Raw genomic sequence first — 26,892 nt, forward strand, 5'->3', positions numbered from 1 at the left:
GCCCGGCGAGGCTCCCCGGGGTCGCGGCTCAGGGGCGGCGCCATGCGTCGCTCTCCAGATGGGACCCCGCCTGCGGCCCCATCCGCAGCATGCCGCCGTCCACGCTCCACGAGGCGCCGGTGACGTAGGAGGCGTCGGGCCCGGCCAGGAAGGCGATGACGGCGGCGACCTCCCGGGCGTCGCCGGGACGGCCCAGCGGGACGCCGGGGCGGTCGACGGCGTGCACGTCGGCGTCCTTCTGCCCGGTCATCGGTGTGGCGATCTCGCCGGGCGCGACCGCGTTGACGGTGATGCCGAACTCGGCCAGCTCCAGCGCCATCACCTGGGTGAGCAGTCCGAGCCCGCCCTTGGCGGCGCAGTAGGGGGCCGCGCCCACCCGGGGCTGGTGCTCGTGGACGGAGGTGACGTTGACGATCCGGCCGCCGTCCCCCTGCCGGATCATGTGCCGCGCCGCCTTCTGCCCGCACAGGAACGGCCCGACCAGGTCGACGTCCAGCACCCGGCGGACGTCGTCGAGTTCGAGGTCGAGGAACGGGGTCATGGTGCCGGTGCCGGCGTTGTTGACGAGCACGTCGACCCGGCCGAGCCGGTCGCACAGCTCGTCGACGGTGCCGGCCGCGGTGGGCAGCCGGGTCAGGTCCAGCTGGGCGACCACCGCCCGCCTGCCGTGCGCCCGCACCTCCTCGGCGGTCTCCTCGGCGCCCTTGAGGTCGGTGTGCCAGGTGATGCCGACGTCCATCCCGGCCTCGGCGAGGCGTACGGCGGTGGCCCGGCCGATGCCGGAGTCGGCGCCGGTGACCAGGGCCACCCTGGGGCGCGGTGCGGTCGGAGCGGTCATCGGCGGCCTCCTCGGGATCGCGCGCGGGCGTCGGGGCTGGGGGGCCGCAGTACCCGGGTGCGTACGGGACAAACCGCCGGGGCCCGCGGTGCGGGCCGGACCGAGTCGCGCAAGTCTGGGGACTGCCGGGGAAGCCGGGAGTGCGGAGGTGGCGATGGATCCCGTCGATGCTCTGGAGCGGATCGCCTTCCTGCTGGAGCGGTCCCTCGCGCCGACGTACCGGGTGCGGGCCTTCCGCGGCGCGGCCGGAGCGCTGCGGCGGCTGCCCGCCGGGGAGGTCGAGCGACGCGCGGGCGCGGGGACGCTGGAGCAGCTCAAGGGCGTCGGCCCGAAGACCGCGCAGGTGGTGCGCGAGGCGCTCGACGGGCGGACGCCGGCCTATCTGGAGCGGCTGGAGGGCGAGGTCGGCGGGCCGCTCACGGACGGCGGATCGCGGCTGCGGGCGCTGCTGCGCGGCGACTGCCATCTGCATTCCGACTGGTCCGACGGCGGCAGCCCGATCGAGGAGATGGGGCGGGCGGCGGCCGAGCTGGGGCACGAGTGGGCGGTGCTGACCGACCACTCGCCGCGCCTGACGGTGGCGCGCGGGCTGTCGCCGGAGCGGCTGCGCCGCCAGCTGGACGTGGTCGAGGAGCTGAACGCGACGTGGGCGCCGTTCCGGCTGCTGACCGGCATCGAGTGCGACATCCTCGACGACGGCTCGCTCGACCAGGAACCGGAGCTGCTGGAGCGACTCGACGTGGTCGTGGTGTCCGTGCACTCCAAGCTGCGCATGGAGTCCCGTGCGATGACCCGGCGGATGGTGAACGCGGTCCGCGATCCGCACGCGGACGTGCTGGGTCACTGCACCGGGCGGCTGGTGACGGGGCGGGGCCGGCCGGAGTCGCAGTTCGACGCGGACGAGGTGTTCGCCGCGTGCGCCGAGTCGAACACGGCCGTGGAGATCAACAGCCGTCCCGAGCGCCTCGACCCGCCCCGCCGTCTGCTGCGCCGCGCCGTCGCGTCGGGCGCGCTCCTGTCCATCGACACCGACGCCCACGCCCCCGGCCAGCTGGACTGGCAGATCCTCGGCTGCGCGCGGGCGGAGGAGTGCGAGGTGCCCCCGGAGCGCGTGGTGACGACCTGGCCGCTGGACGCCCTGCTGACCTGGACGCGGGAGGGCCGCCCGCCGCCGGGAGCGGCCGGCGCCTGAGACCCGGACGGCCATCGTCCGAACCGGGGAGCGCGGGCCGCCGCGAACGTGCACCGACCAGGCACGGAACAGGCACGGAACGGGTACGGGGTGCGCTTGACGCGGGATGTGCTGGGTACCCGGGCCGACGGCTCCGGCTGGAGCCCGCCGCAGAAAGGACCACGGATGGAACGCGCCGCCGTCTTCGACGTCGACGGCACCCTCGTCGACACCAATCACCTGCACGTCGTCACCTGGTGGGAGGCCTTTCGCCAGGCCGGGCACCGGGTGCCCATGCACGCCGTGCACCGGGCCATCGGGCTCGGGTCCGCCGACCTCGTCGCCCATCTGCTCGGCGACGGCCGCGACGAAGGCGAGGCCGACGAGCTGAGCGCCGCCCACAAGGCTCTCTACGCGCAGTACTTCGACCGGCTGCCCGCGCTGAAGGACGCGGGGGCGCTGCTGAAGCGGCTGCACGGCGACGGCTGGACGGTCGTCCTCGCCACCTCGGCGAGCGGGGCCGAGCTGTCGGCGCTGCGCCGCGCCATCGACGCCGACGAGGCGATCGCCGCCACGGCGAGCGCGGACGACGTCGAGGAGGGCAAGCCGGCCCCTGAGCCCATCGAGCACGCGCTGGAGCTGGTCGGGGTGCCCGCCGAGCGGGCGGTGCTCGTCGGCGACACCGTGTGGGACATGCGGGCGGGCAGCAAGGCCGGCGTGACCTGCGTGGGCGTGCTGTGCGGGGGCATCCCGCGCGCGGACCTGGAGGAGGCCGGCGCACAGGCGGTCTACGCCGACCCCGAGCAGCTGCTGGCCTCGCTGGCGGACAGTCCGCTGGCATGAGCATACGGGTCACGACACACGGGACGGACGTACCCGTGACACGTTGGGGTGAGTCCGCACGCCGTGAGGCCCGCGGCGCACGCCGGGCGGTGAAGGCGGCCTGGGGCGGCCCGGGACGCGAACGCGACCTGATCGTGCAGGCCCTCAAGGCGGCGCTGGCCGCGGTGATCGCCTGGCTGGTGGCGGGCGACTGGCTGGGCGACCCGATGGCGCTGATGGCACCCTGGGTGGCCATCGTGCTGGTGCAGACCACGGTGTACGGCTCGATGCGGCAGGCCGCCCAGCAGCTCGCGGCGATCTGCACGGGCACGCTGCTCGCCTCCGGGGCGCAGGCCCTGACCGACGACACACTGGGCGCGCTCGCGCTGTCGGTGCCGTTGTTGATGCTGCTGTCGCACTGGCCGCGCTTCGGCGACCAGGGCATCTACGCGGCGACGACGGCGGTGTTCACGGTGGCCTCCGGCGCGGTGTCCGTGTCGGCGGTGGGCCACCGGGTGGAGCAGGCGGCGATCGGCGCGCTGATCGGGGTCGCGGTGAACGCCTTCGTGCTGCCGCCGGTGCACCTGCGGGACGTGCGCGAGAACCTGGCGTGCCTGCCGCACGAGGCGGGCGAGGTGCTGCGTTCGGTGGCCGAGGGGCTGCGCGACGGCGACTGGGACGAGTCGACGGCCGCCCGCTGGTCCAGCGCGGCCTCCCGGCTGGAGCGGCGCCGGGACGGGCTGCGGGCGGCGCGCGGCTGGTGCCGGGAGAGCCTGCGGCTGACCGGCGGGCCGCTGCGGGTGCTGCACCGGGTGCCGCTGAACGTGCCCCCTGAGGCGGAGGACGCCCGCTGGGAACGGGTCACGGACCATGTCATCGCCCTCACCCGCACCCTGGCCGTCGCGGCCGACGACGACCGGGCGCCGGCTCCGCCCGAGGCGGCGGCGCTGCGGGTGTACTCCCGGCTGCTGGAGCTGATCGGCGACGCGTGCGAGAACGAGGCGCGACGGCTGCTGGGCGAGGGCCCGCCGAACGGCGACAGCGCGGAGGACCGCGACGCGGAGATGGCGGAGCTGCGCGGGCAGCTTCAGGAGGCGCTGCGCGACCACGCCGGGCAGGGCGCGGCGCACACGGCCGTGCTGGGGTCGCTGCTGCTCCAGGCGGAGAACCTGTGGGCGGAGGCGCTGCCGGGGTCCCGGGAGGAGCATCTGCGCGAGTGACGCGGATCACCACGAACGCGGATGATCCGGGGAACACCGGCGCCGGGTCGCCCGTTGAACCGACCGTGGGTGCGGACGGGACAGTGTCCCCGGGCCTCACCATCCGCCCACAGGGACGATCGTTCGGCTGAAGCCCTGTGGAGCCTTTCGCCGAGAGGCGACCGCCGTCCGCACCCACCTTCGGACCGCCCCGACCGTGATTCCCCCGTCCCGGTCGGGGCCTCTGCATTCCCGGCCCGTCTCTTGGCCCGTCCAGGCGTGGGTACTCGGGTCGCTCCAGTCGGCCGGGCGCTCCGGTCGAGCGACGCGGGCGAGAGGAGACGACGGTGAGCGACGGGTCTGGCATGAAGGTCGTCGTCACGGGCGCGACGGGCAACGTCGGCACGAGCGTGGTGCGGCACCTGGCACAGGATCCGCAGGTCGCGTCGGTGGTGGGGGTGGCCCGGCGCGTTCCCGACCAGGCGCCGCCGAAGACGCGGTGGGCGACGGTCGACCTGGGCTCCGGCGAGGTCGACTCGGGCGCCCTGGCCGAGGTGTTCCAGGGCGCGGACGCGGTGGTGCATCTGGCCTGGGCCTTCCAGCCGACGCACGATCCGGCGCTGACGTGGCGGACGAACGTCCTGGGCAGCATGCGGGTCTTCGAGGCGGTGGCGGCGGCCGGGGTGCCCGTCCTGGTGCACGCGTCGTCGGTCGGCGCGTACTCGCCGGGCCCCAAGGACCGGGCGGTGGACGAGTCCTGGCCCACGCACGGCTGGCCGGACGCCGCGTACTGCCGTGAGAAGGCCTATCTGGAACGGGCTCTGGACACCTTCGAGCGCGACCGCCCGGACGTGCGGGTGGTGCGGATGCGCCCGGCGTTCCTCCTCAAACGCGAGTCGGCCAGCGAGCAGCGCCGCATCTTCGGCGGTCGCTTCCTGCCGGGGTCGATCGCGCGCCCCGAGCTGGTGCCGTTCCTGCCCGACGTGCCGGGCCTGCGGGTCCAGGCCCTGCACACGGACGACGCGGCCGAGGCGTACCGGCTCGCAGTGCTCACCGAGGTGCGCGGGGCGTTCAACCTGGCCGCCGATCCGCCGGTCGACGCGGAACTCCTCGGCCAGATGTTCGACGCCCGTACGGTGCGGCTGCCCCGCACGGCGGCCCGCTCGGCCATCGCCGCGGCGTGGAACCTGCACCTGCTGCCCGCGTCCCCGCACCTGTTCGACGCGGTCCTGCGCCTCCCCCTGATGGACTGCACCCGAGCCCGCGTGGAGCTCGGCTGGCGTCCGCAGCACACGGCGACGGAGGTGCTGGAGGAGTTCGTCCTCGGCATGCGCGCCGGTGCGGGCGAGGAGACGGAGCCGCTGCGGGGGAGGAAGGTGGGATGACGTCACGCCGACGGACTGCCGCCCACCCGCTTCGAAGCGGGTGGGCGGCAGTCCGTCGGCGTGAGCGCGTGACTCAGTCGGCCGGTTCCTCCGGAACGGGGTGTTCCGGATGGACCGTTGCCGATTTCGGGGCGCCCTGGGGTCCGGTGCCCGCTTCGTCCGTGTCGGGGACGTCGGCGGGCTCATCCTCCGGCGCGCTGTCCACCTTCCCGTCCGAGCGGGCGGATGCGACGTCCCAGGGGTCTTCGCCGGCCGTGGCCTGCTGGTCGGGCAGGTCGCGCGGCACGGGTGCGCCGTTCTCGCCGGGTCCTTCGAGGCGGTGGTCGGCCACTGCGTCCTCCTCACGTGTGGATCCCTCCGCGAGTACCTCCGCTCCGACCCCCGAAACCCTCAGCGCGCGCTCCCGATCTTCCGCAGGGCCGCGAGGAGCTGGGGGGCCACGGTCTCCTGGGTCCACCGGTCGCGGCCCTCGTCGACCGCCCGGGGCACGGTCTCCGTGAGCATGATCAGATAGAGGTACGCGCGATACAGGGCGAGCCGCAGACACGCGGGCCGGTCGAACACGGCGCGTCCGCCCGCCTCGCGGTAGCCGGCGAGGAAGGACTCGTCGTCGCGTATGTCGCCGAGCAGCGCCAGGGAGACGAAGTCGGCGAGCGGGTCGCCCCAGAACATGCGCTCGCCGTCGATCAGGCCCCCGATGCGCGGCTCCCCCGCCGAGCGGTCCACCAGGATGTTCCCCGACCACAGGTCGAAGTGGACCGCGCGGGGCGAGACGACCTCGTCCAGCGCGTCGTACGCGGTCCGCAGCACGTCGGCGATCTCGTCGGCGGGGCGCGGCAGCCGGGCGCGGTGGTCGCGGGCGTCGGCGAGGACGGCGTCGAGCATCGCGGTGAACGCGGTGCGCCAGTCGGGGGCGAGCGGCCCGAGGGCCTGGGACGGGTATCCGAAGCCGGGGCCGACGACCTCGTGCAGGCGGGCCACCTGACGGCCCAACTCGGCCCGAAGGTGTCCCCGTTGGGCCGCCGTGAGGTCTTCGTCCCAGGGGGTGCCGGGGCAGGCGGTCATCAGCAGGTGCGGCCCGTCGAGCGTCACCACCCGGGGCGCCGCCACGCCGGCCCGGGCCGCAGCACGATAGAACTCGGCCTCGGAGACGAGCAGTTCGCGCTCGTGGCGCAGGCCCGCCGCGGTGGGTGCGACCTTGAGGACGTACCGGGTGCCGTCCGTGAGGCGGAGCTCCTCGACGGTGTTGTAGGTGCCGCCGTCGAGCGGGCGGACGCGGGCGAGGCGGCCGGACGGGATGCCGACCGCCTCGAGGCAGTGCAGGGCGCGTTCCCAGGAGTCCGTCACTCGCCCCACCCCGTCCCGTGTGTCAGCCGGCGGCGTACACGTCCTCGACGTACCGGCCGTTCGCGATCAGCTCGTCCAGCCATGCCCCGGCCGCCGGGTCGTCGGCGCCGGGCGTGCGGTCCCGGTACAGGGTACGGAACGCCTCGCGCACGCCGGGCGCCATCCGGGTCCCGTCGCCGCACACGTACACCCGCGCCCCGGCGGTGAGGAGCTGCCACACCTCGTCGCCCTCGGCGGCGATGCGGTGCTGGACGAACAGCGCGCCGTTCTCCGGTGCCGCGCTGAACGCGGGGCCCCTGCTCGCCGGCGGCGCGACGACCGCCCGGGCCGCCCGGGACACCGGGCTCACCCCGGACGGCGTGACCTACCACCTGCGCTGGAACGCGGCGAACCGAACGGAACTGGTCGCCCGCGCCTACGCGCTGGGCGTACTGACCCCGGGCGTCCGGCCCCCGGCCGCAGCCACGGAACCGACGGAGGGCGACCACCGAGGGCATGGGGTTACGTAAATTCGCTGGTCCTCTCGCCCCTGACCTACATATGCTTCCATTAAACCTAGCCCCCCTAGGCCAGGACGGTATCGATCGCCGGTGTTCCGGCGTCCAGGAGGCTCCTCCCATGAAGTCGCTCAGCGAGCGTGACATCCGTGACTCGTTCGTCAACTGCTCCAAAGGGGAGGCCAAGCGGCTGGCTGTGCCGCGGGATCTCGGGGAGCGGCCGTGGGAGGATCTGGACTTCCTGGGGTGGCGTGATCCCGGCGCTCCCGACCGGAGTTATCTGGTCACCGAGCGGCGCGGGCGGCTCGTCGGCCTCACGATGCGCTTCCCGGCCTCCCAGCGCGGCTTCCTGCACCGCAGCATGTGTTCGCTGTGCATGACCACCCACCCCGGCGGCGGCGTCTCGCTGATGACCGCGCGCAAGGCCGGCTCCGCGGGCCGCGAAGGCAACTCGGTGGGCCTGTACATGTGCACCGACCTGGCCTGCTCCCTCTACGTACGGGGCAAGCGGGTCCCGGACGGCGGCCGCCGGTTCGAGGAGAGCCTCACTCTGGAGGAGCAGATCGCGCGCACCACCGCGAACCTCTCCGCCTTCCTCGACAAGCTGGACGTCTGACGTCCGGCACCCGCGGCCTGATCCCGTCGGCCACCCGTCCCATCAGGTTGCCGAAGGGACGTTCGAGGTCCGTGAGGAACGGGAACTGGCCAAAGGATGGAAGAAGTACGTGAGCGCACCGCGCCGCTCGTACGGTTCGTCAAGCGCCATCGGGAACCCGTGGTCGTCAGGGCCGTGCGGTCGGCCGCCGCGGCGACGATCGCCTATGTCATCGCACTCCGGCTGAGTCCGGAGCCGGCCCCTCTCACCGCGCCGCTCACGGCGCTGCTCGTCGTCCAGGTCACCCTGTTCGCGACGCTCACCAACGGGGTGCGGCGCGTCAACGCGGTGGTGGCCGGCGTGCTGGTGGCCATCGCGTTCAGCCTGCTGGTCGGTCTGACCTGGTGGAGCCTCGCGCTGGTGATCGTGGCCTCGCTGGCCGTCGGGCATCTGGTGCGGGTCGAGGAGTACGTCCAGGAGGTGGCGATCAGCGCCATGCTGGTGCTGGGCGTGACCACCATCGGGAACACGGCGTGGGCGCGGGTGCTGGAGACGCTGATCGGCGCCGTCGTCGGCCTCGCGATCAACCTCCTGCTGCCGCCCCCGGTGTGGGTGGAGGAGGCCGGCGAGTCGATCGAGGGATTGGCGCGCCGCGTACGGCAGTTGATGCTGCGTGTCGGAGAGCAGGCCGCCGGCCGCACGCCCGCCGAGGAGGCCGCCGCCCGGCTGCACGAGGCGCGCCGGCTCGACCACGAGATCGTCGAGGTGGACGCGGCCCTGCGGCAGGCCGAGGACAGTCTGCGGCTGAACCCGCGCGTGCGGGAGGGCGTGCTGCACCGGGTGGTGCTGCGCACGGGCCTGGACACGCTGGAGATCTGCACCGTCGTGCTGCGGGTGCTCGCCCGCACCCTCACCGACCTGGCCAAGGAACGCGAGCCCGACCCCTTCACCGCGCCGGACGCGGAGCCGGAGCCGCTCTTCCCGGCCGAGACGGGCGCCACACTGGAGCGGCTGCTGTCGGAGGTCGCCGACGCCGTGGTCAGCTTCGCAGTGCTGGTCACCACCCAGGTCAGTGCGAACGCGGACGCCGCCGAGGAACGTCTGACGGCCGAGCTGCGGCAGGCCGCCACCACCCGCGACAAGCTGGCCCAGCTCCTGTTCGAGCAGCTCCAGCGGGACGCCCGGCAGTGGCATCTGCACGGCGCGGTGCTGACCGAGGTGAACCGCATCCTCGACGAGCTGGACACCGAGCACCGCTCCCGCCGACTGCTGGAGGAACTCGACCGCGCCACCCGCGAGCAGCGCGGACGCATGCCGTGGCTGTACCGGGCCCAGGAGCGGCTGCACCGCTTCCTGCGCGTCCCCGGCCGTCTGCGGCGCGCCCGGACGGACGCGGCGCAGCGCCGCGGGTGACCGGCGCCCTGCCGGACGCGGTGGCCGCCCCTGGCGGGGTGAGCCGGTCGCGTCAGCGGTCGCCGTCGGTGCGCTGCCGCTGCAGGGCGCGCGGGCAGGCGGCCGCGGCGGCCTGGCCGAGCAGGGCGTGCATGCGCTCCGTGAGCTGTCCGACGTCGTCGGCGGGCGCGTGGAAAGGCAGTCGTACGTCGCCGTGGGCGCCGGTCCGCTCGATGCGCAGCGTCAGTCCGTGCCGGTCGACGGCGAGCGGCTGGACGCGCACGACGCCGTGCAGGCTCTCGCTGCGGACGAGCCGGGTGAGCCGTCGGACGGCGTCCGGATGGGCGTCCGCGAGATGCGTGAGCAGATGGGACTCGGCGGTGGCGAGCGGGTCGGGCGCGGCCGCGGCGAACTCGTCGAGGTCGACGACGACGGCCCCGGAGGGCTGCTTCAGCACGACGCGGGTGGCGCGGAAGGCGAGCCGGTCGCCGTCGGGGGTGAACCAGCCGGCCAGCCAGAGCCGGGCGCGAATGCGGCTGCGGACGGGGACGGGTGCGACGTCGGCGAACTCCAGCACGGCGGACGGCTCACCGCGCGGCGCGCAGATCGCCGCCGTGAGCAGGGCGCTGTCCTCGGGCGCCCGCAGCAGGACCCGTCCGTCCTCCTCGACGGTGTGCGCGCCGACGAACTCCTCGCGTCCGCCGTCCGCTGTCACCGTGCAGGACCACGAGGCGGCGAGCACCGACCGGGCCCGCTCGGCCGTGGCGGGCGCCGCGGCCCAGCCGTGGCTGTCACTCATCCCGAACCTCCTCAGGTAAGGCTTGCCTAAGTTATCGGAGATCCGGGCGTACGCCAACCAGGGCCGGCCGGGAAGCCCGCTTCAGGCTCTCCTCAGGGCCTACGACGGCCGGCCCCGCGGTTCAGTCGGCGATGTCAGTCTGCGATGACGCCGAGCAGCGCCCGCGCGCACAGATCCCGTACCTGCTCACGCGAGGGTGACAGGGAGGGCGACGGTCCCTGCGATTCCCCGCGCAGCCACTCCAGGCACACCGCCGTGATGAAGGCGAGCCAGCCCCGCACCGCCAGCCGTACGTCCGGACGCTCCCCGAAGAGCGGCCCGAACTCGGGGTCGGCGGCGAGCGCCGTCAGGATCTGCTCCTCCTGCGCGGCCAGGGCGCGCCGGTAGACGCGGCGCACCGCCAGGTCGCCCGCCGCGTCCGCGCGATGGAAGGCACGGTAGCCGTGGGCGTGGGCGCGGACGTACTCCAGGTAGGCGTCGAGGCCGGCGGTCAGCTGCTCGCGGACGGGGACGCCGGGCACCGCCGCCGTCAGACGCAGCATGCGCTCGCTCTCCCGCTCCACGACCGCCGCGAAGAAGTCCCGCTTGGTCGGGAAGTAGTGGTAGAGCAGGCCCCGGGAGACCCCGGCGATCTCGGCGACCTGCTCGATCCACACCTCGTCGTAGGGGTTCTCCGAGAACAGGCGCGCGCCGACCGACAGGAGCTGTTCCCTGCGCTCCTCGGTGCTGAGCCGACGCCGTGCGCGCTGCCCCTGGTTGGCGGCCATGTCCGCACCTTACTTGACGCCGGTTCAGCGGCGGGACGACACTGAACGCGCTATTGAACTCACGTACAACACGCTCGACCTGCCGCTGGATCAAGGGAGATCGCGTCATGGCGGAGACGACAGCAGGGGTGACCGGCGGGGCCGGGCCGGACGGGGGCGGTCCGCCGACGGGGTTCCGCGGCGCCGAGCTGGGGTGGCCCGAGCTGGACCGCCTCCCGCATCCGCCCTACCGGCTCCCGCTGCTCGGCGACGTGATCGGCGCGAGCCTGCGCACACCGCTGCAGGACTCCATGCGGCACGCCCGACGGCTCGGGCCGGTCTTCCGGCGCCGTGCCTTCGGCCGGGAGTTCGTGTTCGTGTGGGGCGCGCGCCACGCCGCCGACATGGCGGACGAGAAGCGGTTCGCCAAGCACGTGGGGCTGGGCGTCGCCAACCTGCGGCCGCTCGCCGGCGACGCGCTGTTCACGGCGTACAACCACGAGCCCAACTGGCAGTTGGCGCACGACGTGCTCGCCCCGGGGTTCAGCCGGGAGGCCATGGCCGCCTACCACCCGATGATGCTGGACGTGGCGGAACGGCTCACCGGTCACTGGGACCGCGCCCTCGCCGCCGGCCGACTCGTCGACGTGCCGGGCGACATGACCAAACTGACCCTGGAGACGATCGCCCGCACCGGCTTCGGGCACGACTTCGGCTCCTTCGAACGGTCCCGTCCGCATCCGTTCGTGACGGCGATGGTGGGCGCGCTCAGCTACGCCCAGCGGCTCAACACCGTTCCTTCTCCCCGGTTGTTGAGAGGGGCCACGCGCCGCAACGAGGCGGACATCGCCTATCTCGACCGCACCGTCGACGACTTGGTGCGCGCCCGCCGCGACAGCGGCCCCGGGGGCGGCGACCTGCTGGACCGGATGCTGCGGACCGCGCACCCCGAGACCGGCGAACGCCTCTCCGCGCGCAACGTGCGCCGGCAGGTCGTCACCTTCCTCGTCGCGGGCCATGAGACCACCTCCGGCGCGCTCTCCTTCGCCCTGTACTACCTCGCCCGCCACCCCGACGTCGCCGCCCGCGCCCGCGCCGAGGTGGACCGGGTGTGGGGCGACACCCCGGCGCCCGGCTACGACCAGGTCGCCAAACTCCGTTATGTGCGGCGGGTGTTGGACGAGTCGCTGCGGCTGTGGCCCACGGCGCCCGCGTTCGCGCGAGAGGCCCGCGAGGACACCGTGCTCGCCGGCGAGCATCCGATGCGGCGCGGCGGCTGGGCGCTCATCCTGACGCCGATGCTGCACCGCGACCCCGAGGTCTGGGGCGAGGACGCCGAACGGTTCGACCCGGACCGCTTCGACGCCGGGGCGGTACGCGCGCGTGCCCCGCACACCTACAAGCCGTTCGGCACCGGGGCGCGGGCCTGCATCGGACGGCAGTTCGCGCTGCACGAGGCCACGCTGGTGCTGGGGCTGCTGCTGCGCCGCTACGAGTTGCTGCCCGACCCGGCCTACCGGCTGCGGGTCACCGAGCGGCTGACGCTGATGCCGGAGGGGCTGCGGCTGCGGCTGGAGCGGCGGCCCGTGCCCCGGCCCGCCGTGTCAGGAGCGCCCGGTCCAGTGGGCGGGGCGGGCGAGTGACCCCGGCAGGCGGGTGCCGGCGCTCCCCCGGGCCGCGTCGACCTGCGGCTGGGTCAGGAAGAGCGCGTCGGTCAGATCGGCGTCCGTCAGGTCGGTGTCCCGCAGGTCGGCGCCTATGAGGTCCGCGCCGCGCAGGTCGGCGGAGGTGAGGTCGGCGGCGATCAGACAGGCGCCGCGCAGGTTCGCCCCGCGCAGGTCGGCGCCCTTGAGGCGGGCGCCCATCAGATCGGCGCCCCGTCGTTCCCGCTTCGCCCGCCCGGGTATGCCGGCCCGCGCCAGCTCGCTGGTCCTCAGCAGCAGCACGTTGACGTCCTGGCGGTGCGCGGGGACGTCCAGCGCGGCCAGTTCCCCGGGCGGCAGCCGGGTGAGGTCGTCGATCGTCGTCAGCATGGCGCGCAGTTCGGCGTGGACGGGGCGGGCCGCCGGGTGGGCGAGCGCCTCGGTCAGGTACCACAGCAGCTCGTGGAGCTGCCGGACGACGGGGAACGTCTCGGTCATACGGCGGATCTGCTCGCGCCCGCCCGTGCGCCAGTCCCGGCCGCCGAAGGTGACCTGGGAGACCTTCTGTCCCGCGCCGAAGCAGTCGTAGACCGTGCAGCCGGTGAAGCCCTTCTGCCGCAGGCGGTCGTGGATGCCGCAGCGGTGGTCCTCGGCGAGGTTGGGGCAGGGCTTGCCGGCGTCCTTGTCGAGCGCGAAGTCCGTGGAGCGGGCGAACGGGAGGGCTACGCAGCACAGGCCGAAGCAGTTGGCGCAGTCGCCGCGGAGATGTGCGCGGGGCGCCGTGTCTTCTCGCATTCGCCCGACTCTATAGGAGGCGGTTCCCTGGCGCCGTCCTCCGCGGACCCGCCGTCGTGGCCGATCGCGCGGTTCCCCGCGCCCCTTCCCGGTGCTGCCGCACCCCGGGCTCGACAGCGCCCTCGCCGGGGCGCACCGAAAACGCCGTGCTCCGGCCTCCCACCGTCGTGGCCGATCGCGCGGTGGTCAGCGGGGGAACAGTTCGAAGGCTACTGCTGGGCGGTTGTGGAAGCGTTCGCCGACTGAGTGGGCTGCTTCTGTGAGGAAGTTGCGGGCGTAGGTTTCGGCGTTCTCGTCGGTCAGGGCGTTGATGTAGGAGCGGTGTTCCAGCAGGGAGGCCACGGCTCGGTCCAGGCCCGGAGTGGCGTCGACGGCGTGGGTGGGGGACGCGGAGCCCGCCACCGCGACCCAGCGGACGCCGTTCCAGGGTTCGAGGCCCTGCTCGGTGAGCTCGGGGAAGATCCAGCGGTTCCCGGCGTCGCCGGCCGCGTCGAGTGTGGCGCGGCCGACGGCGACGTGGTCCGGGGTGTTCCACGCGATGCCGCCCCAGGTGTCACGGTGGTTCAGCGTGATGACCAGCTCGGGCCGGTGCCGGCGGATCGCGGCGGCGATGTCGCGGCGCAGCGCGGGGCCGTACTCGATCACGCCGTCCCGGTGGTCGAGGAAGTCGACGGCGGTGACGCCGACGACGGCGGCGCTCGCCCGCTGTTCGCGCTCGCGCAGCGGCCCGCACTCGGCGGGCGGGACGGTGTCGATGCCGGCCTCGCCGCGGGTCGCCAGCACATAGGCGACCTCACGGCCGGCGTCGGTCCAGGCGGCGATCGCCGCGGAGCACCCGTACTCCAGGTCGTCCGGGTGCGCGACGACGGCGAGCGCGCGCCGCCAGTCCTCGGGCATCGGCTTGAGCTGGGTGCTCGTCGGCTCGGTCATGTCCGCACACTAGACCTCGTCGCGGGTCAGGGCGAGGAGGCGGTCCAGGACGCGGGGGCCGCCGGCGCGGACGCCGTCGTGCTCGAACTCGTCGGTGACCCACGTGCGCAGGCCGCGCACCGCGCGGGCCGTCCGCAGGGAGTGCGCGGTGTCGACGTACAGGTCGTCGTGGTAGATCGCCGCGGCCACCGGGACCTCGTTGGCGGCGAGGCGGGCCGGGTCGTACAGGGGCGTCCAGTCGGTGCGGGCGGCGAGGAGTCCGGCGGTCTCGCGCAGCGGGCGCAGCGCGGGGTCGACGTCGAACAGCCAGGGGTGGACGGTCTCGCCGGTGAGCGGCAGCGGGCCGTCGTCGGCGAGCGCCTTCGCCGCGTCGAACTGCGGGAACTCCGCGCGCACCCGTTCCGCCGCCCAGGCGGTGGGCCGGCTGTCCTGCCCGTAGATCGACTCGTGGACGAGGGCGTACAGGGGGTGGCTCGCGTACGACAGCAGGCCCTGGATCTGTTCCTGGAAGGCGTCGGACAGCTCGGGGCCGTGCGGCGTGGGGACGAAGGCGTCCTCCAGGAGGTGGTGCAGACGGTGGCTGCCCTGGCTGCCGCCGAGGAGGCTGCCGAGGCTCTGGAAGGCCTCCACGGTGAGGCGGTAGCCGCTCGGGAGCGTCACCTCGTGGGTGAGGAGGTGGTCGGCGATGCGGCGGGCGCGTTCGACGTCCTGCGGGTAGCGGGCGTAGTGCGCGGCGGTCTTGCGCTCCATGCGCGGGTAGGCCGCCCGGTAGACGTCGTCGGCGTGGGCGTCCAGGGAGGGCAGCCCGCCGGTGATCAGGGCGGCGGCCAGGCCCTCGGGGGCGAAGGACAGGTAGGTGACGGCGCAGAAGCCGCCGTAGCTCTGCCCGAGGACGGTCCAGGGGGCGCCGCCGGTGACCTCGCGGCGGACCAGCTCGCAGTCGCGGACGATGGAGTCGGCGCGGAAGCGGGTGAGGTGGTCGGCCTGTTCGGCGGGCCCGCCGCGCAGCGGAAGCGTCTGGCGGTTGACGGGACTGGAATGACCGGTGCCGCGCTGGTCCAGGAGGAGCACGCGGAACTCCTTCAGCGCGCGGCCGAGCCAGCCGGGCTTGCCGACGAAGCGGTCGGCGCCGAAGCCGGGCCCGCCCTGGAGGTACAGCAGCCACGGCAGGTCCTGGTGTTCCTTGTCGCTCGCGACGACCTCGCGGGCGTACAGCCCGATCGTCTCCCCGGCCGGATCGGCGTGGTCGAGGGGCACGGTGAAGCGTCGGTCGGTGAGGACGACGCCGGGCTGACGGTAGCGGTGGGACAACAGGGGCTCCAGGGACGCTCGGTGTGTCGGTCCGCGTCCCAGTTCAGCACACGGCCTGGCGTCGCCGGAGACCAGGGATCACCGTCCGCCGCCGGAACGGCGCGGACACCGCTGCTGAACGGCCGGTCAGCGGGCGGAGAGGCTGGAGCGGCGGACGACCAGCTCGGGCTGGAGCACGACCCGGCGGTGTTCGTGGCCGCTCCCGTCGTCCTCGGTCTCCTCCAGGAGCATCTCGGCGGCCAGGGCGCCCATGGTGACGGCGGGCTGGCGGACCGAGGTGAGGGGGACGGCGGCGGCGGCCGCGAACTCGATGTCGTCGTAGCCGACGATGGCCAGGTCGTCGGGGACGTTGACGCCGGCCGCGTACATGGCCTGCAGCACGCCCAGGGCGAGCAGGTCGTTGGCGCAGAACACGGCGGTCGGGCGGTCGGCGAGGCCGAGCAGGCGGGCGCCCGCGTCCCGGCCGGCGGCGACGTCGAGCCGCTCGGTGGGCAGCTCACGCAGGTGCTCGGGGCCGAGGCCGGCCTCGGCGAGGGCGTCGAGCGCGCCGGTGCGGCGGTCGCGGACCTGGTTGAAGCCGGGCGGGCCGCTGACGTAAGCGATCGAGCGGTGTCCGGCGTCGACGAGGTGCCGTACGGCGAGCGCGCCGCCGGCGACGTCGTCGACGGACACCGAGCATTCGGTGGTGCCCTCGGAGACCCGGTCGACCAGCACGAAGGGGATGCCGTGCCGGCGGAAGGAGGCGATGTTGCGGCCGGTGGCGTCGGCCGGGGTGAGCAGCACGCCCCGCACGCGCTGCTCGGCGAAGAGGGCGAGGTACTCGGCCTCCTCGCCGACGCTCTCGGCGCTGTTGCAGACCATCACGCCGAGCCCCGACCGCCGGGCGGCCCGCTCGGCCCCGCGGGCGACGTCCACGAAGAAGGGGTTTCCCATGTCGAGGACGAGCAGCCCCATGATCCGGCTGCGGCCCGCGCGCAGTTGGCGGGCGGACTCGCTGCGCACATAGCCGAGCCGGTCTATCGCGGACAGCACCCGGGCCCGGGTCTCGGTCGCGACGGTGTCCGGGCGGTTGATGACGTTGGAGACCGTGCCGACGGAGACTCCGGCAGCACGGGCGACGTCCTTGATACCCACCGACTGGGCCATCAGGCGGGGACCTCCAGGGGAACGAAAGCGAACGGGTGCGGCGGGAAGGCCTTCACATTACCGCCCTCCCGTCGCGCCGCCCGACCGGTCAGGCGGGCAGCCGGAAGTCGACGACGTGGAGCGCCGAGGGGGTCGTCCCGGTCGACTTCTCCTGGTACATGAAGGACAGGACGCCGTCCTTCGCGATACGGGTCTCGTCGACGACGACCTCGCCGAAGGCGTTCAGTCCGCTGCCGTCGAACAGCAGCTTCCAGTCGGTGTGCCCGGAGGCCTTGGACGCACCGGCGATCCGCCCGAACGGGAAGACCGCGTAGGCGTTGTCGTACTTGTCCAGCACCAGTTTGGTGCGCTGGCTGGAGCCGAGCGGGACGGGGATCTCCGTCTTGCGCCAGCCGCCCGAGGCGTCCTTGCGGAGGTGGAAGGCGCGCCCGTCGGCGGTGCGGTCGGCCACGTAGTTCGTCGTGCACTGGCCGAAGCGGCCGGGGACGTAGGAGATGATCGCGTGCGGCCGGCCGGCGGAGTCGGTGAACTGGCTCTCCTGGTTCATCAGGGAGTGGTCCGGGTTCAGCGGGTCCACGACCAGGCCCGCGTCGGTGACGGCCACCTTGTCGGCGCCGCCGGTGACACCGACGACCGTGCCGGCGTCGTTGCGCCAGGTGCGGCCGCGGTCGTCGGAGTAGACGTAGCCGGTGTCGTGGTTGGTGATGCCGCCGCCGGAGCACATCACGGCGCCGTTCTGCTCGCGCCAGGTGAAGAGGGAGTGCAGCCGGCCGTTCACGTCGTAGTCGATGCCGTGCAGGTACATGTTGCGGGCGGTGCTGGAGCCGTGCTCGCTGGTGTACGTGCCCGTGGAGCCGGACCACTCGCCGAGGTCCGTCCACTTCACGCCGTCGTACTCGGCGAGCGCGTTGCGGCCGTTGCCGGAGACGGCGACACGGTAGCTGAGCTGGAGTCGGCCCTCGGGCGTGGAGACGAACTGCGGGTAGGTGAACTGGGAGGTGAGGGCGAGGCCGTCGAGGGTGGACTGTGGTGCGCCGAAGCGGCTCGCGGTCCAGCTGAGTCCGGCCGGGTCGTCCATGAGTCCGGCGGCCGACTTGACGTAGGTGAAGCCGTCGCTGTGGGAGTCCATGTCGAGGTGGAGCCGGCCGTCGATGGCGGAGACGCCCATGGAGATGACGTTGTGGGAGTCGTCGTAGCGCAGGGTGTGGCCGATCCTCACGGTGGACCAGGTGCTCGCGCCGAGCGCGCGACGGGCGACGACGGCGCTCCGGTCGGCGGTGTACCAGGCCGCGTACTGGTGGCCCTTGTAGGTCAACAGGCCGTTCTTCTGGAAGGAGTTGTTGTTGACCAGCCCGTCGTAGGAGACGAAGAAGAGGGCTTGGCCGTCGAGGGTGGTGGTGCCGGTCCGGGTGACGGAGGGGCCCGGGTCGGCGGCCCGGGCGGTGCCGGCGGCCAGGGCGGGGGCCGCCACGGCCCCGGCGAGTGCGGCGCCGAGCAGGGTACGTCGGTTCATCGCGGGGACCTTCGTCGTCAGGCGAGGTGGAAGACCTCGGTGAGCGGTTTCATGGCCTCGTCGGGGCGGGAGCCGTCGAGGGACTCGAAGAACGGCGCCATCTCGGCCTGCCAGCGGGCGTTGACCTCGGCGGCCTCCATGCCGGCCAGGGCGGCCGGGAAGTCCTCGGTCTCCAGATAGCCGACCAGCAGGCCGTCCTCGCGCAGGAAGAGCGAGTAGTTGCGCCAGCCGGTGGCCGAGAGCGCCTGGAGCATCTCGGGCCACACGGCGGCGTGACGTTCGCGGTACTCGGCGACCCTGTCCTGGCGGACCTTGAGCAGGAAACAGACGCGCTGCATGAAGTACCGTCGCTTTCCTAGAAGTTGAACTGGTCGATGTTCTTCGCGTCGAAGACGGTCGGCTTGCCGAGGCTGATCACACCGTCCTTGCCGATGATGTACGAGGTCGTGCCCGCCTTGAAGGTCTCGCCCTCCTTGCCGGTGATCTGGCCGGAGACCAGCGCCACGGCGGTCTGCGCGGCGAGCGCGCCGAGCTTCGCCGGGTCCCACAGCTCGAACGCCTCGACGGTGCCGTTCTTGACGTACTTGCGCATGTCGTCGGGGGTTCCGAGGCCGGTCAGCTTGACCTTGCCCTTGTACTTGGAGCCCGACAGGTACTGGGCGGCGGCCTTGATGCCGACGGTGGTCGGGGAGATGATCCCCTTCAGGTTCGGGTACTCCTGGAGCAGGCCCTGCGTCTGCTGGAAGGACTGCTGGGCGTCGTCGTTGCCGTACGCGATCTTGACGAGCTTCATGTCCTTGTACTTCGGGTCCTCCAGCTCCTTCTTCATGAAGTCGATCCAGACGTTCTGGTTCGTCGCCGTCTGCGCCGCCGACAGGATCGCGATCTCGCCCTTGTAGCCGATCTGCTGGGCGAGGAGTTGCACCTCGGTGCGGCCTAGGTCCTCGGCGGACGCCTGGGAGACGAACGCGTTGCGGCACCCGGGGTCGGTGTCGGAGTCGTAGGTGACGACCTTGATGCCGCTGCCCATGGCCTGCTTGAGCGCGGTGCACAGGGCGCCCGGGTCCTGTGCGGACACGGCCATCGCGTCGACCCGCTGCTGGGTGAGCGTGTTGACGTACGACACCTGCCCCGAGGTGTCCGTAGCGCTGGAGGGGCCGACCTCCTTGTAGCCGGAGCCCAATTCCTTCAGTGCCGCCTCGCCGCCCTTGTCGGCGGAGGTGAAGTACGGGTTGTTGACCTGCTTGGGCAGGAAGCCGACGGTCAGGCCCTTCTTGGTCGCCGCGTTCGGGTCGGCCTTGCCGGCGGAGGCGGCGGCGCCGGTGCTCTCGTTCTTGACGTCCTCCTTGGTGGTGCCGCCGCAGGCGGTGGCGGCGAGCGCGAGCGAGGAGACGGCGGCGAGGGCCGCGCAGGCACGGCGGAGGGAGGTTCTGCGCATGGCGGGGGTTCCTTTACACGAGGGCGATCACAGCGCGCCCCTCCAGGGGCGCGGGTCTGTATTGATGTGCGGCTCCGCCGCGCGGGCGCGACCAGCCACTGGCGGCCGCGACTTTGAAAGACGACCTATCCGGAGGAGCCGGCCGCCGCCCGGGCGACAGCGACCTGCTTCGCGACCCGGGGCCCCAGCACGGACACCACCAGCAGCACACCGGTCACCACGATCTGCGACTGCGCGGACACGTCCTGAAGACTCATCACGTTCTGCAGCACGCCCAGCAGGAAGACCCCGGCGATCGCGCCGCCGAGCGTGCCCTTGCCGCCGTCGAAGTCGATGCCGCCGAGCAACACCGCGGCGATGACGGACAGTTCGAGACCGGTCGCGTTGTCGTAGCGGGCGCTCGCGTAGTGCAGCGCCCAGAACACCCCGGTGAGGGACGCCACCAGCCCCGTCAGCGTGAACAGGACCAGCTTGTGCCGCTTGACGCGGACACCGGCGAACCGCGCGGCCTCCTCGCTCGCGCCGATCGCGAACAGCGACCGCCCGAACGGTGTGGCGTGCAGTACGACCAAGGTGATCGCGAGCAGCGCCAGGAACGGCGGGAAGGCGTACGGGACGAACGTGTCGCCGATGCGGCCGGCCGCGAAGTCCAGGTACTGCGCGGGGAAGTCGGTCACCGCGTCGGAGCCGAGCACGATCTGCGCGATGCCCCGGTAGGCGGCGAGGGTGCCGATGGTGACGGCGAGGGACGGCAGCCCCAGCCGGGTCACCAGCAGCCCGTTGACGAGCCCGCAGACCAGCCCGAGGAGCAGACAGACGGGGATGATCGTCTCGATCGTCATGCCCTCGTTCCACAGCCTGCCCATCACCGCGCCGGACAGTCCCGCCGTGGAAGCGACGGACAGGTCGATCTCGCCGGCGACCACGAGCATCGTCATCGGCAGGGCGATCAGCGCGACGGGCAGGGTGCTGCCGATCAGGAACGACAGGTTGAAGGCGTTGCCGAAGCCGTCGACGAAGGTGAAGGAGAACAGCAGCAGGGCGATCAGGAGGGCGCCGACCACCGTGTCCCACCGGACCGCGCGCGTCAGAGAGTCAGGCATGGCGGGCGCTCCTCTTCTTCAGGGCCGACGCCACCCGCAGCGCGACGACGCGGTCCACGGCGATGGCGAGGATGAGCAGGATGCCGTTGATGGCGAGCACCCAGACGGAGCTGACGCCGAGGGCGGGCAGCACACCGTTGACGGAGGTCAGCAGGAGGGCGCCGAGCGCCGCGCCGTGGACGCTGCCGGAGCCGCCGGTGAAGACGACTCCGCCGACCACCACGGCGCTGACCACGGTGAGTTCGTAACCGGTGCCGGTACCGGAGTCCACGTTGCCGAACCGGGCCAGGTACATCGCTCCCGCGAGGCCGGCGAGGGCGCCGCAGAAGGTGTAGGCGGCGAGGATCCGCCTGCGCACGGGGATGCCGGCGAGTTGGGCCGCCTCCGGGTTGGAGCCGAGCGCGTACAGTTCCCGGCCGCTGCCGAAGTGCTTGAGGAAATAGGCCGTGGCGATCAGCACGGCGAGGGCGATCAGCGCCAGGCAGGGCACGGCGGAGATGCCCCCGGAGCCGAAGTCGACGAACCCGCCGGGCAGGTCGGCCGCGGTGATCTGGCGGGAGCCGACCCAGATGGAGTCGACGCCTCGGATGATGTACATCGTGCCGAGGGTGACGACGAGGGCGGGCACCTGGCCGAGGCTGACCAGCAGGCCGTTGAGGAGCCCGACGCCGATGCCGAGGAGCACCGCGAGCGCGACCGCGACGACCGGGTTGCCGCCGCCGTTCAGGCAGGTGCCGGCGGCGAAGGCGGTGATGCCGAGCGTGGAGCCGACGGACAGGTCGACGTTCCTCGTGATCACCACCAGCGACTGCCCGGTGGCGACCAGGACCAGGATGGTCGCGTTCAGCAGCAGGTCCTTGATCCCCTGTTCGGAGAGGAACTCGCTGTTGCCGGCCCGGGCGATCGCGATCATCGCCAGGAAGACGACCAGGATGGCGAGTTCGCGCATCCTGAAGACGCGGTCGACCAGCCGGGTGCCGCTGGACCTGGTCGTCTCGGCGGCGGGTGCGTGGTCGGGGGCGGTCACCGTCATGCGGCGGCCCTCCCCGTGGCTGCGGCCATCACGGTTTCCTCGGTGGCTTCGGAGCGGGGGATCTCGGCGGTGAGCCGGCCGTCGTGCATCACCAGCACGCGGTCGGCCATGCCGAGGACCTCCGGCAGGTCGGAGGAGATCATCAGGACGGCGACCCCGTCGGCGGCGAGCCGGGACAACAGCCGGTGCACCTCGGCCTTGGTGCCGACGTCGATGCCGCGCGTGGGCTCGTCGACGATGAGCACCTTGGGGCCGGTGGCCAGCCACTTGGCGAGGACGACCTTCTGCTGGTTGCCGCCGGAGAGCGTGTTGACGGTGTCGGCGATCCGGGCGTACTTGACCCGGAGCTTGACGGCCCAGTCGAGGGACCGGCTGCGTTCGGCGCCGCGGTCCATCAGGCCGGCCCTCACGGTCGTACGCAGCCCGGTCAGGCCGATGTTGCGCTCGATGGACATGTCCATCACCAAGCCCTGGGCGCGGCGGTCCTCGGGGACGAGGGCGAGGCCGGCGGCCATGGCGGTGGAGGGGGCGCCGTTCGTCAACCGCCTTCCGCGCACCTCCACTTCGCCGGCGTCCCAGCGGTCGATGCCGAAGACCGCGCGGGCGACCTCGGTGCGGCCGGCGCCGACGAGTCCGGCGAGGCCGACGATCTCGCCGCACCGGACGTCGAAGGAGACGTCCGTGAAGACGCCCTCGCGGGTGAGCCGGCGGACGCTGAGGGCGACCTCGCCGGGCTCGACGTCCTGCTTCGGGTAGAGCTCATCCAGGTCGCGGCCGACCATACGGCGCACGAGGTCGTCCTCGGTCATGCCGTCGACCGGCTCGCTGGCGATCCAGGCGCCGTCGCGCAGGGTCGTCACCCGTCGGCAGATCTCGAAGATCTCCTCCAGGCGGTGCGAGATGAACAGCACCGCGGCGCCCTGTTCGCGCAGAGTGCGTACGACGCCGAAGAGCCGGGCGACCTCGCTGCCGGTGAGGGCCGCGGTCGGCTCGTCCATGATCAGGACGCGGGCGTCGAAGGAGAGCGCCTTGGCGATCTCGACGATCTGCTGGTCCGCGATGGACAGGCCGCGCGCGGGGCGGTCGGGGTCGAGGTCGACGCCCAGCCGCGTCATCAGGGCCGCGGTGGCGTCGCGGGTGGCCTGGTGGTCGATCCGGCCGAGGGCGCGGCGCGGCTGGCGGCCCATGAAGATGTTCTCGGCGATGGACAGGTCGGGGAAGAGCGTGGGCTCCTGGTAGATGACGGCGATGCCGGCGTCACGGGCGTCGCCGGGGCCGTGGAAGACGACGGGCTCGCCGTCGAGCAGCACCCGGCCGGCGTCCGGTCGGTGCACCCCGGCGAGCGTCTTGATGAGGGTCGACTTGCCCGCGCCGTTCTCCCCGGCGAGGGCGTGCACCTCGCCGGGGAACAGCTCCAGACGGACGCCCCTGAGGGCGCGCACGGCGCCGAAGGACTTGGAGACGTCCTCGAGCGCCAGCACCGGGGCCGGTCCCGTGTCGGACGGGTGGGTCATGGATGGCTCCTCGACGACGCTCGCGATCCGCTCCCGCCGGGGGCCGTCACGACGTCGTGAAAGGTTTCAATCGGTTGGCCGGGACGTTAGGCACGGCGGCCATGTCACGTCAATGGGTCGACCTCGAAAAGTTTTCGATACCCGGAGATCACGCAGAGGCCCCGGAAGACACCCGTGGGCAGAGGGGTTGACACTCCCCCGGCGGCCTCATAGCTTCCCCTTCTGAATCGTTTCATACGGTCGCTTCCGCTGAAGACCTCAGGGACGCCTCCGCGGAAGCGTTCAGGACGTGTCTTCCGACAGAACCCGACGTCACAGGAGCCCGAAGTGACCGACCTCGCCGCGGTGAGAGCCGCGCTGAAGACCCAGGCCGTCGAGACGCCGTCATGGGCGTACGGGAACTCCGGGACCCGCTTCAAGGTGTTCGCCCAGCAGGGCGTGCCGCGCACACCGCAGGAGAAGCTGGACGACGCGGCGAAGGTGCACGAGTTCACGGGCGTGGCGCCGACGGTGGCCCTGCACATCCCCTGGGACAAGGTGGAGGACTACTCCGCACTCGCGAAACACGCCGAGGACCGGGGCGTGGGGCTCGGGGCGATCAACTCCAACACCTTCCAGGACGACGACTACAGGTTGGGGAGCATCTGCCATCCGGACGCGAGGGTGCGGCGCAAGGCCGTCGACCATCTCCTGGAGTGCGTCGACATCATGGACGCGACCGGCTCCACCGACCTGAAGCTGTGGTTCGCCGACGGCACCAACTACCCCGGCCAGGACGACGTACGAGGGCGGCAGGACCGGCTGGCTGAAGGGCTCGCCGAGGTGTACGCCCGGCTCGGGGACGGGCAGCGCATGCTGCTGGAGTACAAGTTCTTCGAACCGGCCTTCTACACGACCGACGTGCCGGACTGGGGCACGGCCTACGCGCACTGTCTGAAGCTCGGCCCGAAGGCGCAGGTCGTCGTCGACACCGGGCACCACGCGCCGGGAACCAACATCGAGTTCATCGTCGCCACGCTGCTGCGGGAGGGCAAGCTCGGCGGGTTCGACTTCAACTCCCGCTTCTACGCCGACGACGACCTCATGGTGGGCGCGGCCGACCCGTTCCAGCTGTTCCGGATCATGTACGAGGTGGTGCGCGGGGGCGGGTTCACCTCCGAAGTGGCCTTCATGCTCGACCAGTGCCACAACATCGAGGCGAAGATCCCGGCGATCATCCGTTCCGTGATGAACGTGCAGGAGGCCACGGCGAAGGCGCTGCTGGTCGACCGGCAGGCGCTGGCCGCGGCCCAGGCGTCCGGGGACGTGCTGGAGGCGAACGCGGTGCTGATGGACGCTTACGACACGGATGTGCGGGCGCTGCTCGCGGAGGTGCGCGAGGAGATGGGGTTGGACGCGAACCCGATCGCCGCGTACAAGGCGTCCGGGTGGGCCGAGAGGATCGTTGCCGAGCGGGTCGGTGGGGAGCAGGCCGGGTGGGGGGCGTGAGCGTCTGCCGAGTTTCTGTTCGTCGCGGGCTGCGGGCCCGTCGTGGCTGACCGCGCCCGCGCGGCCGGGCCGCAGATCGACACGGCCCCGCGCCCCTGAGGCGCTGCACTCACCGTCTCTCACAGTTAAGGACTGAAGCTTCATGGCAACCCATCCCGAAGCCGCCGCCCTGCTCGCCCGGTCCCGTCGGCTCGGCGCTGATCCCCGTAACACGAACTACGCCGGCGGGAACGCGTCCGCGAAGGGCACCGACACCGATCCCGTCACCGGTGGGGACGTCGAGCTGATGTGGGTCAAGGGGTCCGGCGGGGACCTCGGGACGCTCACCGCGTCCGGGCTCGCCGTGCTGCGGCTGGACCGGATGCGGGCCCTGGTCGACGTCTATCCCGGTGTGGAGCGCGAGGACGAGATGGTCGCCGCGTTCGACTACTGTCTGCACGGCAAGGGCGGGGCCGCGCCCTCGATCGACACCGCGATGCACGGTCTCGTCGACGCCGCGCACGTGGACCATCTGCACCCGGACTCCGGCATCGCGCTCGCCTGCGCCGCCGACGGGGAGAAGCTGACCGCGGAGTGCTTCGGGGACTCGGTCGCCTGGGTGCCCTGGCGCAGGCCCGGCTTCCAGCTGGGGCTGGACATCGCCGCGATCAAGGAGGCGAACCCGCGGGCCGTCGGCTGTGTGCTGGGCGGGCACGGGATCACCGCCTGGGGTGACACCGCCGAGGAGTGCGAGCGCAACTCGCTGCACATCATCCGCACCGCGGAGGCCTTCCTGGCGGAGAAGGGGAGGCCGGAGCCGTTCGGGCCCGTGATCGACGGGTACGGGGCGCTGCCCGAGGCGGAGCGCCGGGAGCGGGCGGCCGCACTCGCGCCGTACCTCCGGGCGATCGCCTCCAAGGACAGGCCGCAGGTCGGGCACTTCGACGACTCCGAGGTGATCCTGGACTTCCTGGCGCGGGCCGAGCACCCCCGGCTCGCCGCGCTCGGCACCTCCTGCCCCGACCACTTCCTGCGCACCAAGGTGCGCCCGCTGGTGCTGGACCTGGCGCCGGACGTGCCCGTGGAGGAGGCGGTGACGCGGCTGAAGGAGCTGCACGCCGGGTACCGGGAGGAGTACGCCGCCTACTACAAGGCGCATGCCCTGCCGGACTCCCCCGCGATGCGCGGCGCCGATCCGGCGATCGTGCTGGTGCCCGGCGTGGGCATGTTCTCCTTCGGCAAGGACAAGCAGACCGCGCGGGTCGCCGGGGAGTTCTACGTCAACGCCGTCAACGTGATGCGGGGCGCGGAAGCCGTCTCGACGTACGCGCCGATCGAGGAGTCGGAGAAGTTCCGCATCGAGTACTGGGCACTGGAGGAAGCCAAACTCCAGCGGATGCCGAAGCCGAAGGCGCTGGCCACGCGGGTCGCGCTGGTGACCGGTGCGGGCAGCGGGATCGGGAAGGCGATCGCGCGCCGGCTGGTCGCGGAGGGCGCCTGCGTCGTCGTCGCCGACCTGAACGCACAGAACGCGGCCGCGGTCGCCGAGGAACTGGGCGGGCCGGACAAGGCCGTCGCCGTGACCGTCGACGTCACCTCCGAGGAGCAGATCGCCGAGGCCTTCCGGGCCGCCGTGCTCGCCTTCGGCGGGGTGGACCTCGTCGTCAACAACGCGGGGATCTCCGTCTCCAAGCCGCTGCTGGAGACCTCGGCGAAGGACTGGGACCTCCAGCACGACATCATGGCCCGCGGCTCGTTCCTCGTGTCCCGTGAGGCGGCCCGGGTGATGATCGCGCAGGAGCTCGGCGGGGACATCGTCTACATCGCCTCGAAGAACGCCGTGTTCGCCGGGCCCCACAACATCGCCTACTCCGCGACCAAGGCCGACCAGGCGCACCAAGTGCGTTTGCTGGCAGCGGAGTTGGGCGAACACGGCATCCGTGTGAACGGGGTCAACCCGGACGGTGTGGTGCGCGGTTCGGGCATCTTCGCCGGTGGCTGGGGCGCGCAGCGGGCGGCCGTGTACGGGGTGGAGGAGGAGAAGCTGGGCGAGTTCTACGCGCAACGCACCATCCTCAAGCGGGAGGTGCTGCCGGAGCACGTGGCCAACGCCGTGTTCGCGCTGACCGGCGGCGAGTTGACGCACACCACCGGGTTGCACGTCCCGGTCGACGCCGGCGTCGCGGCCGCCTTCCTCCGGTGACCGCC

24 protein-coding genes and 2 pseudogenes are annotated in these 26,892 nt (G+C 72.6%); 10 read left to right on the forward strand and 16 right to left on the reverse strand.

Translation table 11 applies throughout. The features are described 5' to 3' along the window. Positions 1 to 28: 28 nt before the first annotated feature. A complete protein-coding gene (locus tag ACIOC0_RS30540; protein ID WP_402158965.1) occupies positions 29 to 838 on the reverse strand; it encodes an SDR family oxidoreductase in 810 nt (269 codons plus the stop codon). Between the two features lie 154 nt (positions 839 to 992). Here ACIOC0_RS30540 and ACIOC0_RS30545 point away from each other — a divergent pair, with 154 nt between their 5' ends. The 4 genes from ACIOC0_RS30545 to ACIOC0_RS30560 all read left to right on the forward strand — a co-directional run bounded on the left by ACIOC0_RS30545 (position 993) and on the right by ACIOC0_RS30560 (position 5,415). After that, positions 993 to 2,030, forward strand: coding sequence for a PHP domain-containing protein (locus tag ACIOC0_RS30545; RefSeq protein ID WP_402158966.1), 1,038 nt, complete (start codon positions 993 to 995; stop codon positions 2,028 to 2,030). A 165-nt stretch (positions 2,031 to 2,195) separates the two neighbouring features. Continuing rightward, complete coding sequence (locus tag ACIOC0_RS30550) at positions 2,196 to 2,852, forward strand: HAD family hydrolase (RefSeq protein ID WP_402158967.1); 657 nt, start codon at positions 2,196 to 2,198, stop codon at positions 2,850 to 2,852. Next, entirely contained in the window at positions 2,849 to 4,051 is a 1,203-nt protein-coding gene (locus tag ACIOC0_RS30555) for an aromatic acid exporter family protein (RefSeq protein WP_402158968.1), read from the forward strand. The genes ACIOC0_RS30550 and ACIOC0_RS30555 overlap by 4 nt, the downstream gene beginning before the upstream one ends. A gap of 344 nt (positions 4,052 to 4,395) precedes the next feature. Next, a complete protein-coding gene (locus ACIOC0_RS30560; RefSeq protein WP_402159076.1) occupies positions 4,396 to 5,415 on the forward strand; it encodes an SDR family oxidoreductase in 1,020 nt (339 codons plus the stop codon). A gap of 73 nt (positions 5,416 to 5,488) precedes the next feature. On the opposite strand, the gene ACIOC0_RS30565 is transcribed toward ACIOC0_RS30560, so the two are convergent. The 3 genes and pseudogenes from ACIOC0_RS30565 to ACIOC0_RS30575 all read right to left on the reverse strand — a co-directional run. Continuing rightward, complete coding sequence (locus tag ACIOC0_RS30565; RefSeq protein WP_402158969.1) at positions 5,489 to 5,746, reverse strand: hypothetical protein; 258 nt, start codon at positions 5,744 to 5,746, stop codon at positions 5,489 to 5,491. Positions 5,747 to 5,805: 59 nt separating this feature from the next. Further along, positions 5,806 to 6,762: a phosphotransferase family protein gene (locus ACIOC0_RS30570; protein ID WP_402158970.1), complete on the reverse strand. Its 957-nt coding sequence runs from the start codon at positions 6,760 to 6,762 to the stop codon at positions 5,806 to 5,808. A 22-nt stretch (positions 6,763 to 6,784) separates the two neighbouring features. After that, a pseudogene (locus ACIOC0_RS30575) lies at positions 6,785 to 7,063 on the reverse strand (hypothetical protein); the annotation flags it as partial. Here ACIOC0_RS30575 and ACIOC0_RS30580 point away from each other — a divergent pair. The 3 genes and pseudogenes from ACIOC0_RS30580 to ACIOC0_RS30590 all read left to right on the forward strand — a co-directional run. After that, positions 7,059 to 7,271 (forward strand): annotated as a pseudogene (locus tag ACIOC0_RS30580) (diguanylate cyclase); the annotation flags it as partial. The pseudogenes ACIOC0_RS30575 and ACIOC0_RS30580 sit on opposite strands and share 5 nt — an antisense overlap. Before the next feature lie 109 nt (positions 7,272 to 7,380). Beyond that, positions 7,381 to 7,875 (forward strand): FBP domain-containing protein, encoded by a 495-nt coding sequence (locus tag ACIOC0_RS30585; protein ID WP_402158971.1) that lies wholly within the window; start codon positions 7,381 to 7,383, stop codon positions 7,873 to 7,875. Positions 7,876 to 7,971: 96 nt separating this feature from the next. Then, the gene (locus ACIOC0_RS30590; protein WP_402158972.1) at positions 7,972 to 9,267 is read left to right on the forward strand and encodes an aromatic acid exporter family protein; all 1,296 of its coding nucleotides are present in this window, start codon (positions 7,972 to 7,974) and stop codon (positions 9,265 to 9,267) included. Between the two features lie 52 nt (positions 9,268 to 9,319). Here ACIOC0_RS30590 and ACIOC0_RS30595 read toward each other — a convergent pair whose 3' ends face one another. Continuing rightward, positions 9,320 to 10,045 (reverse strand): DUF2470 domain-containing protein, encoded by a 726-nt coding sequence (locus ACIOC0_RS30595; RefSeq protein WP_402158973.1) that lies wholly within the window; start codon positions 10,043 to 10,045, stop codon positions 9,320 to 9,322. A 134-nt stretch (positions 10,046 to 10,179) separates the two neighbouring features. Next, positions 10,180 to 10,812 carry a TetR/AcrR family transcriptional regulator gene (locus ACIOC0_RS30600; protein WP_402158974.1) on the reverse strand — a complete coding sequence of 211 codons (633 nt, stop codon included), beginning with the start codon at positions 10,810 to 10,812 and terminating at the stop codon, positions 10,180 to 10,182. A gap of 107 nt (positions 10,813 to 10,919) precedes the next feature. Here ACIOC0_RS30600 and ACIOC0_RS30605 point away from each other — a divergent pair, with 107 nt between their 5' ends. Continuing rightward, the gene (locus tag ACIOC0_RS30605) at positions 10,920 to 12,434 is read left to right on the forward strand and encodes a cytochrome P450 (RefSeq protein WP_402158975.1); all 1,515 of its coding nucleotides are present in this window, start codon (positions 10,920 to 10,922) and stop codon (positions 12,432 to 12,434) included. Here ACIOC0_RS30605 and ACIOC0_RS30610 read toward each other — a convergent pair. From ACIOC0_RS30610 to ACIOC0_RS30655, 10 genes are all read right to left on the reverse strand, one after another. After that, entirely contained in the window at positions 12,396 to 13,229 is an 834-nt protein-coding gene (locus ACIOC0_RS30610; RefSeq protein WP_402158976.1) for a pentapeptide repeat-containing protein, read from the reverse strand. The genes ACIOC0_RS30605 and ACIOC0_RS30610 overlap by 39 nt on opposite strands. Before the next feature lie 186 nt (positions 13,230 to 13,415). After that, complete coding sequence (locus ACIOC0_RS30615; RefSeq protein ID WP_402158977.1) at positions 13,416 to 14,159, reverse strand: PIG-L deacetylase family protein; 744 nt, start codon at positions 14,157 to 14,159, stop codon at positions 13,416 to 13,418. A gap of 9 nt (positions 14,160 to 14,168) precedes the next feature. Then, the gene (locus ACIOC0_RS30620; protein ID WP_402158978.1) at positions 14,169 to 15,470 is read right to left on the reverse strand and encodes an alpha/beta fold hydrolase; all 1,302 of its coding nucleotides are present in this window, start codon (positions 15,468 to 15,470) and stop codon (positions 14,169 to 14,171) included. A 126-nt stretch (positions 15,471 to 15,596) separates the two neighbouring features. Then, positions 15,597 to 16,616 carry a LacI family DNA-binding transcriptional regulator gene (locus ACIOC0_RS30625; protein ID WP_402158979.1) on the reverse strand — a complete coding sequence of 340 codons (1,020 nt, stop codon included), beginning with the start codon at positions 16,614 to 16,616 and terminating at the stop codon, positions 15,597 to 15,599. Between the two features lie 88 nt (positions 16,617 to 16,704). Next, positions 16,705 to 18,129, reverse strand: coding sequence for a BNR repeat-containing protein (locus ACIOC0_RS30630; protein ID WP_402158980.1), 1,425 nt, complete (start codon positions 18,127 to 18,129; stop codon positions 16,705 to 16,707). Between the two features lie 17 nt (positions 18,130 to 18,146). Continuing rightward, complete coding sequence (locus ACIOC0_RS30635; RefSeq protein WP_402158981.1) at positions 18,147 to 18,467, reverse strand: L-rhamnose mutarotase; 321 nt, start codon at positions 18,465 to 18,467, stop codon at positions 18,147 to 18,149. A gap of 17 nt (positions 18,468 to 18,484) precedes the next feature. Continuing rightward, positions 18,485 to 19,567, reverse strand: coding sequence for a rhamnose ABC transporter substrate-binding protein (gene rhaS, locus ACIOC0_RS30640; protein WP_402158982.1), 1,083 nt, complete (start codon positions 19,565 to 19,567; stop codon positions 18,485 to 18,487). 125 nt (positions 19,568 to 19,692) lie between these two features. Continuing rightward, positions 19,693 to 20,670 carry an ABC transporter permease gene (locus ACIOC0_RS30645; protein ID WP_402158983.1) on the reverse strand — a complete coding sequence of 326 codons (978 nt, stop codon included), beginning with the start codon at positions 20,668 to 20,670 and terminating at the stop codon, positions 19,693 to 19,695. Further along, positions 20,663 to 21,703, reverse strand: coding sequence for an ABC transporter permease (locus ACIOC0_RS30650; RefSeq protein WP_402158984.1), 1,041 nt, complete (start codon positions 21,701 to 21,703; stop codon positions 20,663 to 20,665). The genes ACIOC0_RS30645 and ACIOC0_RS30650 overlap by 8 nt, the downstream gene beginning before the upstream one ends. After that, a complete protein-coding gene (locus ACIOC0_RS30655; protein WP_402158985.1) occupies positions 21,700 to 23,217 on the reverse strand; it encodes a sugar ABC transporter ATP-binding protein in 1,518 nt (505 codons plus the stop codon). The genes ACIOC0_RS30650 and ACIOC0_RS30655 overlap by 4 nt, the downstream gene beginning before the upstream one ends. 327 nt (positions 23,218 to 23,544) lie before the next feature. Here ACIOC0_RS30655 and rhaI point away from each other — a divergent pair, with 327 nt between their 5' ends. Further along, the gene (gene rhaI / locus ACIOC0_RS30660) at positions 23,545 to 24,705 is read left to right on the forward strand and encodes an L-rhamnose isomerase (RefSeq protein ID WP_402158986.1); all 1,161 of its coding nucleotides are present in this window, start codon (positions 23,545 to 23,547) and stop codon (positions 24,703 to 24,705) included. Between the two features lie 142 nt (positions 24,706 to 24,847). After that, complete coding sequence (locus tag ACIOC0_RS30665) at positions 24,848 to 26,887, forward strand: bifunctional aldolase/short-chain dehydrogenase (protein ID WP_402158987.1); 2,040 nt, start codon at positions 24,848 to 24,850, stop codon at positions 26,885 to 26,887. Positions 26,888 to 26,892 lie beyond the last annotated feature (5 nt).

Source organism: Streptomyces sp. NPDC088254 (assembly GCF_044740925.1).
Classification (GTDB): Bacteria; Actinomycetota; Actinomycetes; order Streptomycetales; family Streptomycetaceae; genus Streptomyces.

Bases quoted from the DNA above. Each gene is read 5' to 3' on its own strand.
- ACIOC0_RS30540 (WP_402158965.1), bottom strand. From the start codon at position 838: ATGACCGCTCCGACCGCACCGCGCCCCAGGGTGGCCCTGGTCACCGGC.
- ACIOC0_RS30600 (WP_402158974.1), bottom strand. From the start codon at position 10,812: ATGGCCGCCAACCAGGGGCAGCGCGCACGGCGTCGGCTCAGCACCGAG.
- ACIOC0_RS30655 (WP_402158985.1), bottom strand. From the start codon at position 23,217: ATGACCCACCCGTCCGACACGGGACCGGCCCCGGTGCTGGCGCTCGAG.
- ACIOC0_RS30610 (WP_402158976.1), bottom strand. From the start codon at position 13,229: ATGCGAGAAGACACGGCGCCCCGCGCACATCTCCGCGGCGACTGCGCC.
- ACIOC0_RS30585 (WP_402158971.1), top strand. From the start codon at position 7,381: ATGAAGTCGCTCAGCGAGCGTGACATCCGTGACTCGTTCGTCAACTGC.
- ACIOC0_RS30625 (WP_402158979.1), bottom strand. From the start codon at position 16,616: ATGGCCCAGTCGGTGGGTATCAAGGACGTCGCCCGTGCTGCCGGAGTC.
- ACIOC0_RS30595 (WP_402158973.1), bottom strand. From the start codon at position 10,045: ATGAGTGACAGCCACGGCTGGGCCGCGGCGCCCGCCACGGCCGAGCGG.
- ACIOC0_RS30560 (WP_402159076.1), top strand. From the start codon at position 4,396: ATGAAGGTCGTCGTCACGGGCGCGACGGGCAACGTCGGCACGAGCGTG.
- ACIOC0_RS30550 (WP_402158967.1), top strand. From the start codon at position 2,196: ATGGAACGCGCCGCCGTCTTCGACGTCGACGGCACCCTCGTCGACACC.
- rhaS (WP_402158982.1), bottom strand. From the start codon at position 19,567: ATGCGCAGAACCTCCCTCCGCCGTGCCTGCGCGGCCCTCGCCGCCGTC.
- ACIOC0_RS30555 (WP_402158968.1), top strand. From the start codon at position 2,849: ATGAGCATACGGGTCACGACACACGGGACGGACGTACCCGTGACACGT.
- ACIOC0_RS30630 (WP_402158980.1), bottom strand. From the start codon at position 18,129: ATGAACCGACGTACCCTGCTCGGCGCCGCACTCGCCGGGGCCGTGGCG.
- ACIOC0_RS30605 (WP_402158975.1), top strand. From the start codon at position 10,920: ATGGCGGAGACGACAGCAGGGGTGACCGGCGGGGCCGGGCCGGACGGG.
- ACIOC0_RS30615 (WP_402158977.1), bottom strand. From the start codon at position 14,159: ATGACCGAGCCGACGAGCACCCAGCTCAAGCCGATGCCCGAGGACTGG.
- ACIOC0_RS30650 (WP_402158984.1), bottom strand. From the start codon at position 21,703: ATGACGGTGACCGCCCCCGACCACGCACCCGCCGCCGAGACGACCAGG.
- ACIOC0_RS30635 (WP_402158981.1), bottom strand. From the start codon at position 18,467: ATGCAGCGCGTCTGTTTCCTGCTCAAGGTCCGCCAGGACAGGGTCGCC.
- ACIOC0_RS30665 (WP_402158987.1), top strand. From the start codon at position 24,848: ATGGCAACCCATCCCGAAGCCGCCGCCCTGCTCGCCCGGTCCCGTCGG.
- ACIOC0_RS30545 (WP_402158966.1), top strand. From the start codon at position 993: ATGGATCCCGTCGATGCTCTGGAGCGGATCGCCTTCCTGCTGGAGCGG.
- ACIOC0_RS30590 (WP_402158972.1), top strand. From the start codon at position 7,972: ATGGAAGAAGTACGTGAGCGCACCGCGCCGCTCGTACGGTTCGTCAAG.
- ACIOC0_RS30645 (WP_402158983.1), bottom strand. From the start codon at position 20,670: ATGCCTGACTCTCTGACGCGCGCGGTCCGGTGGGACACGGTGGTCGGC.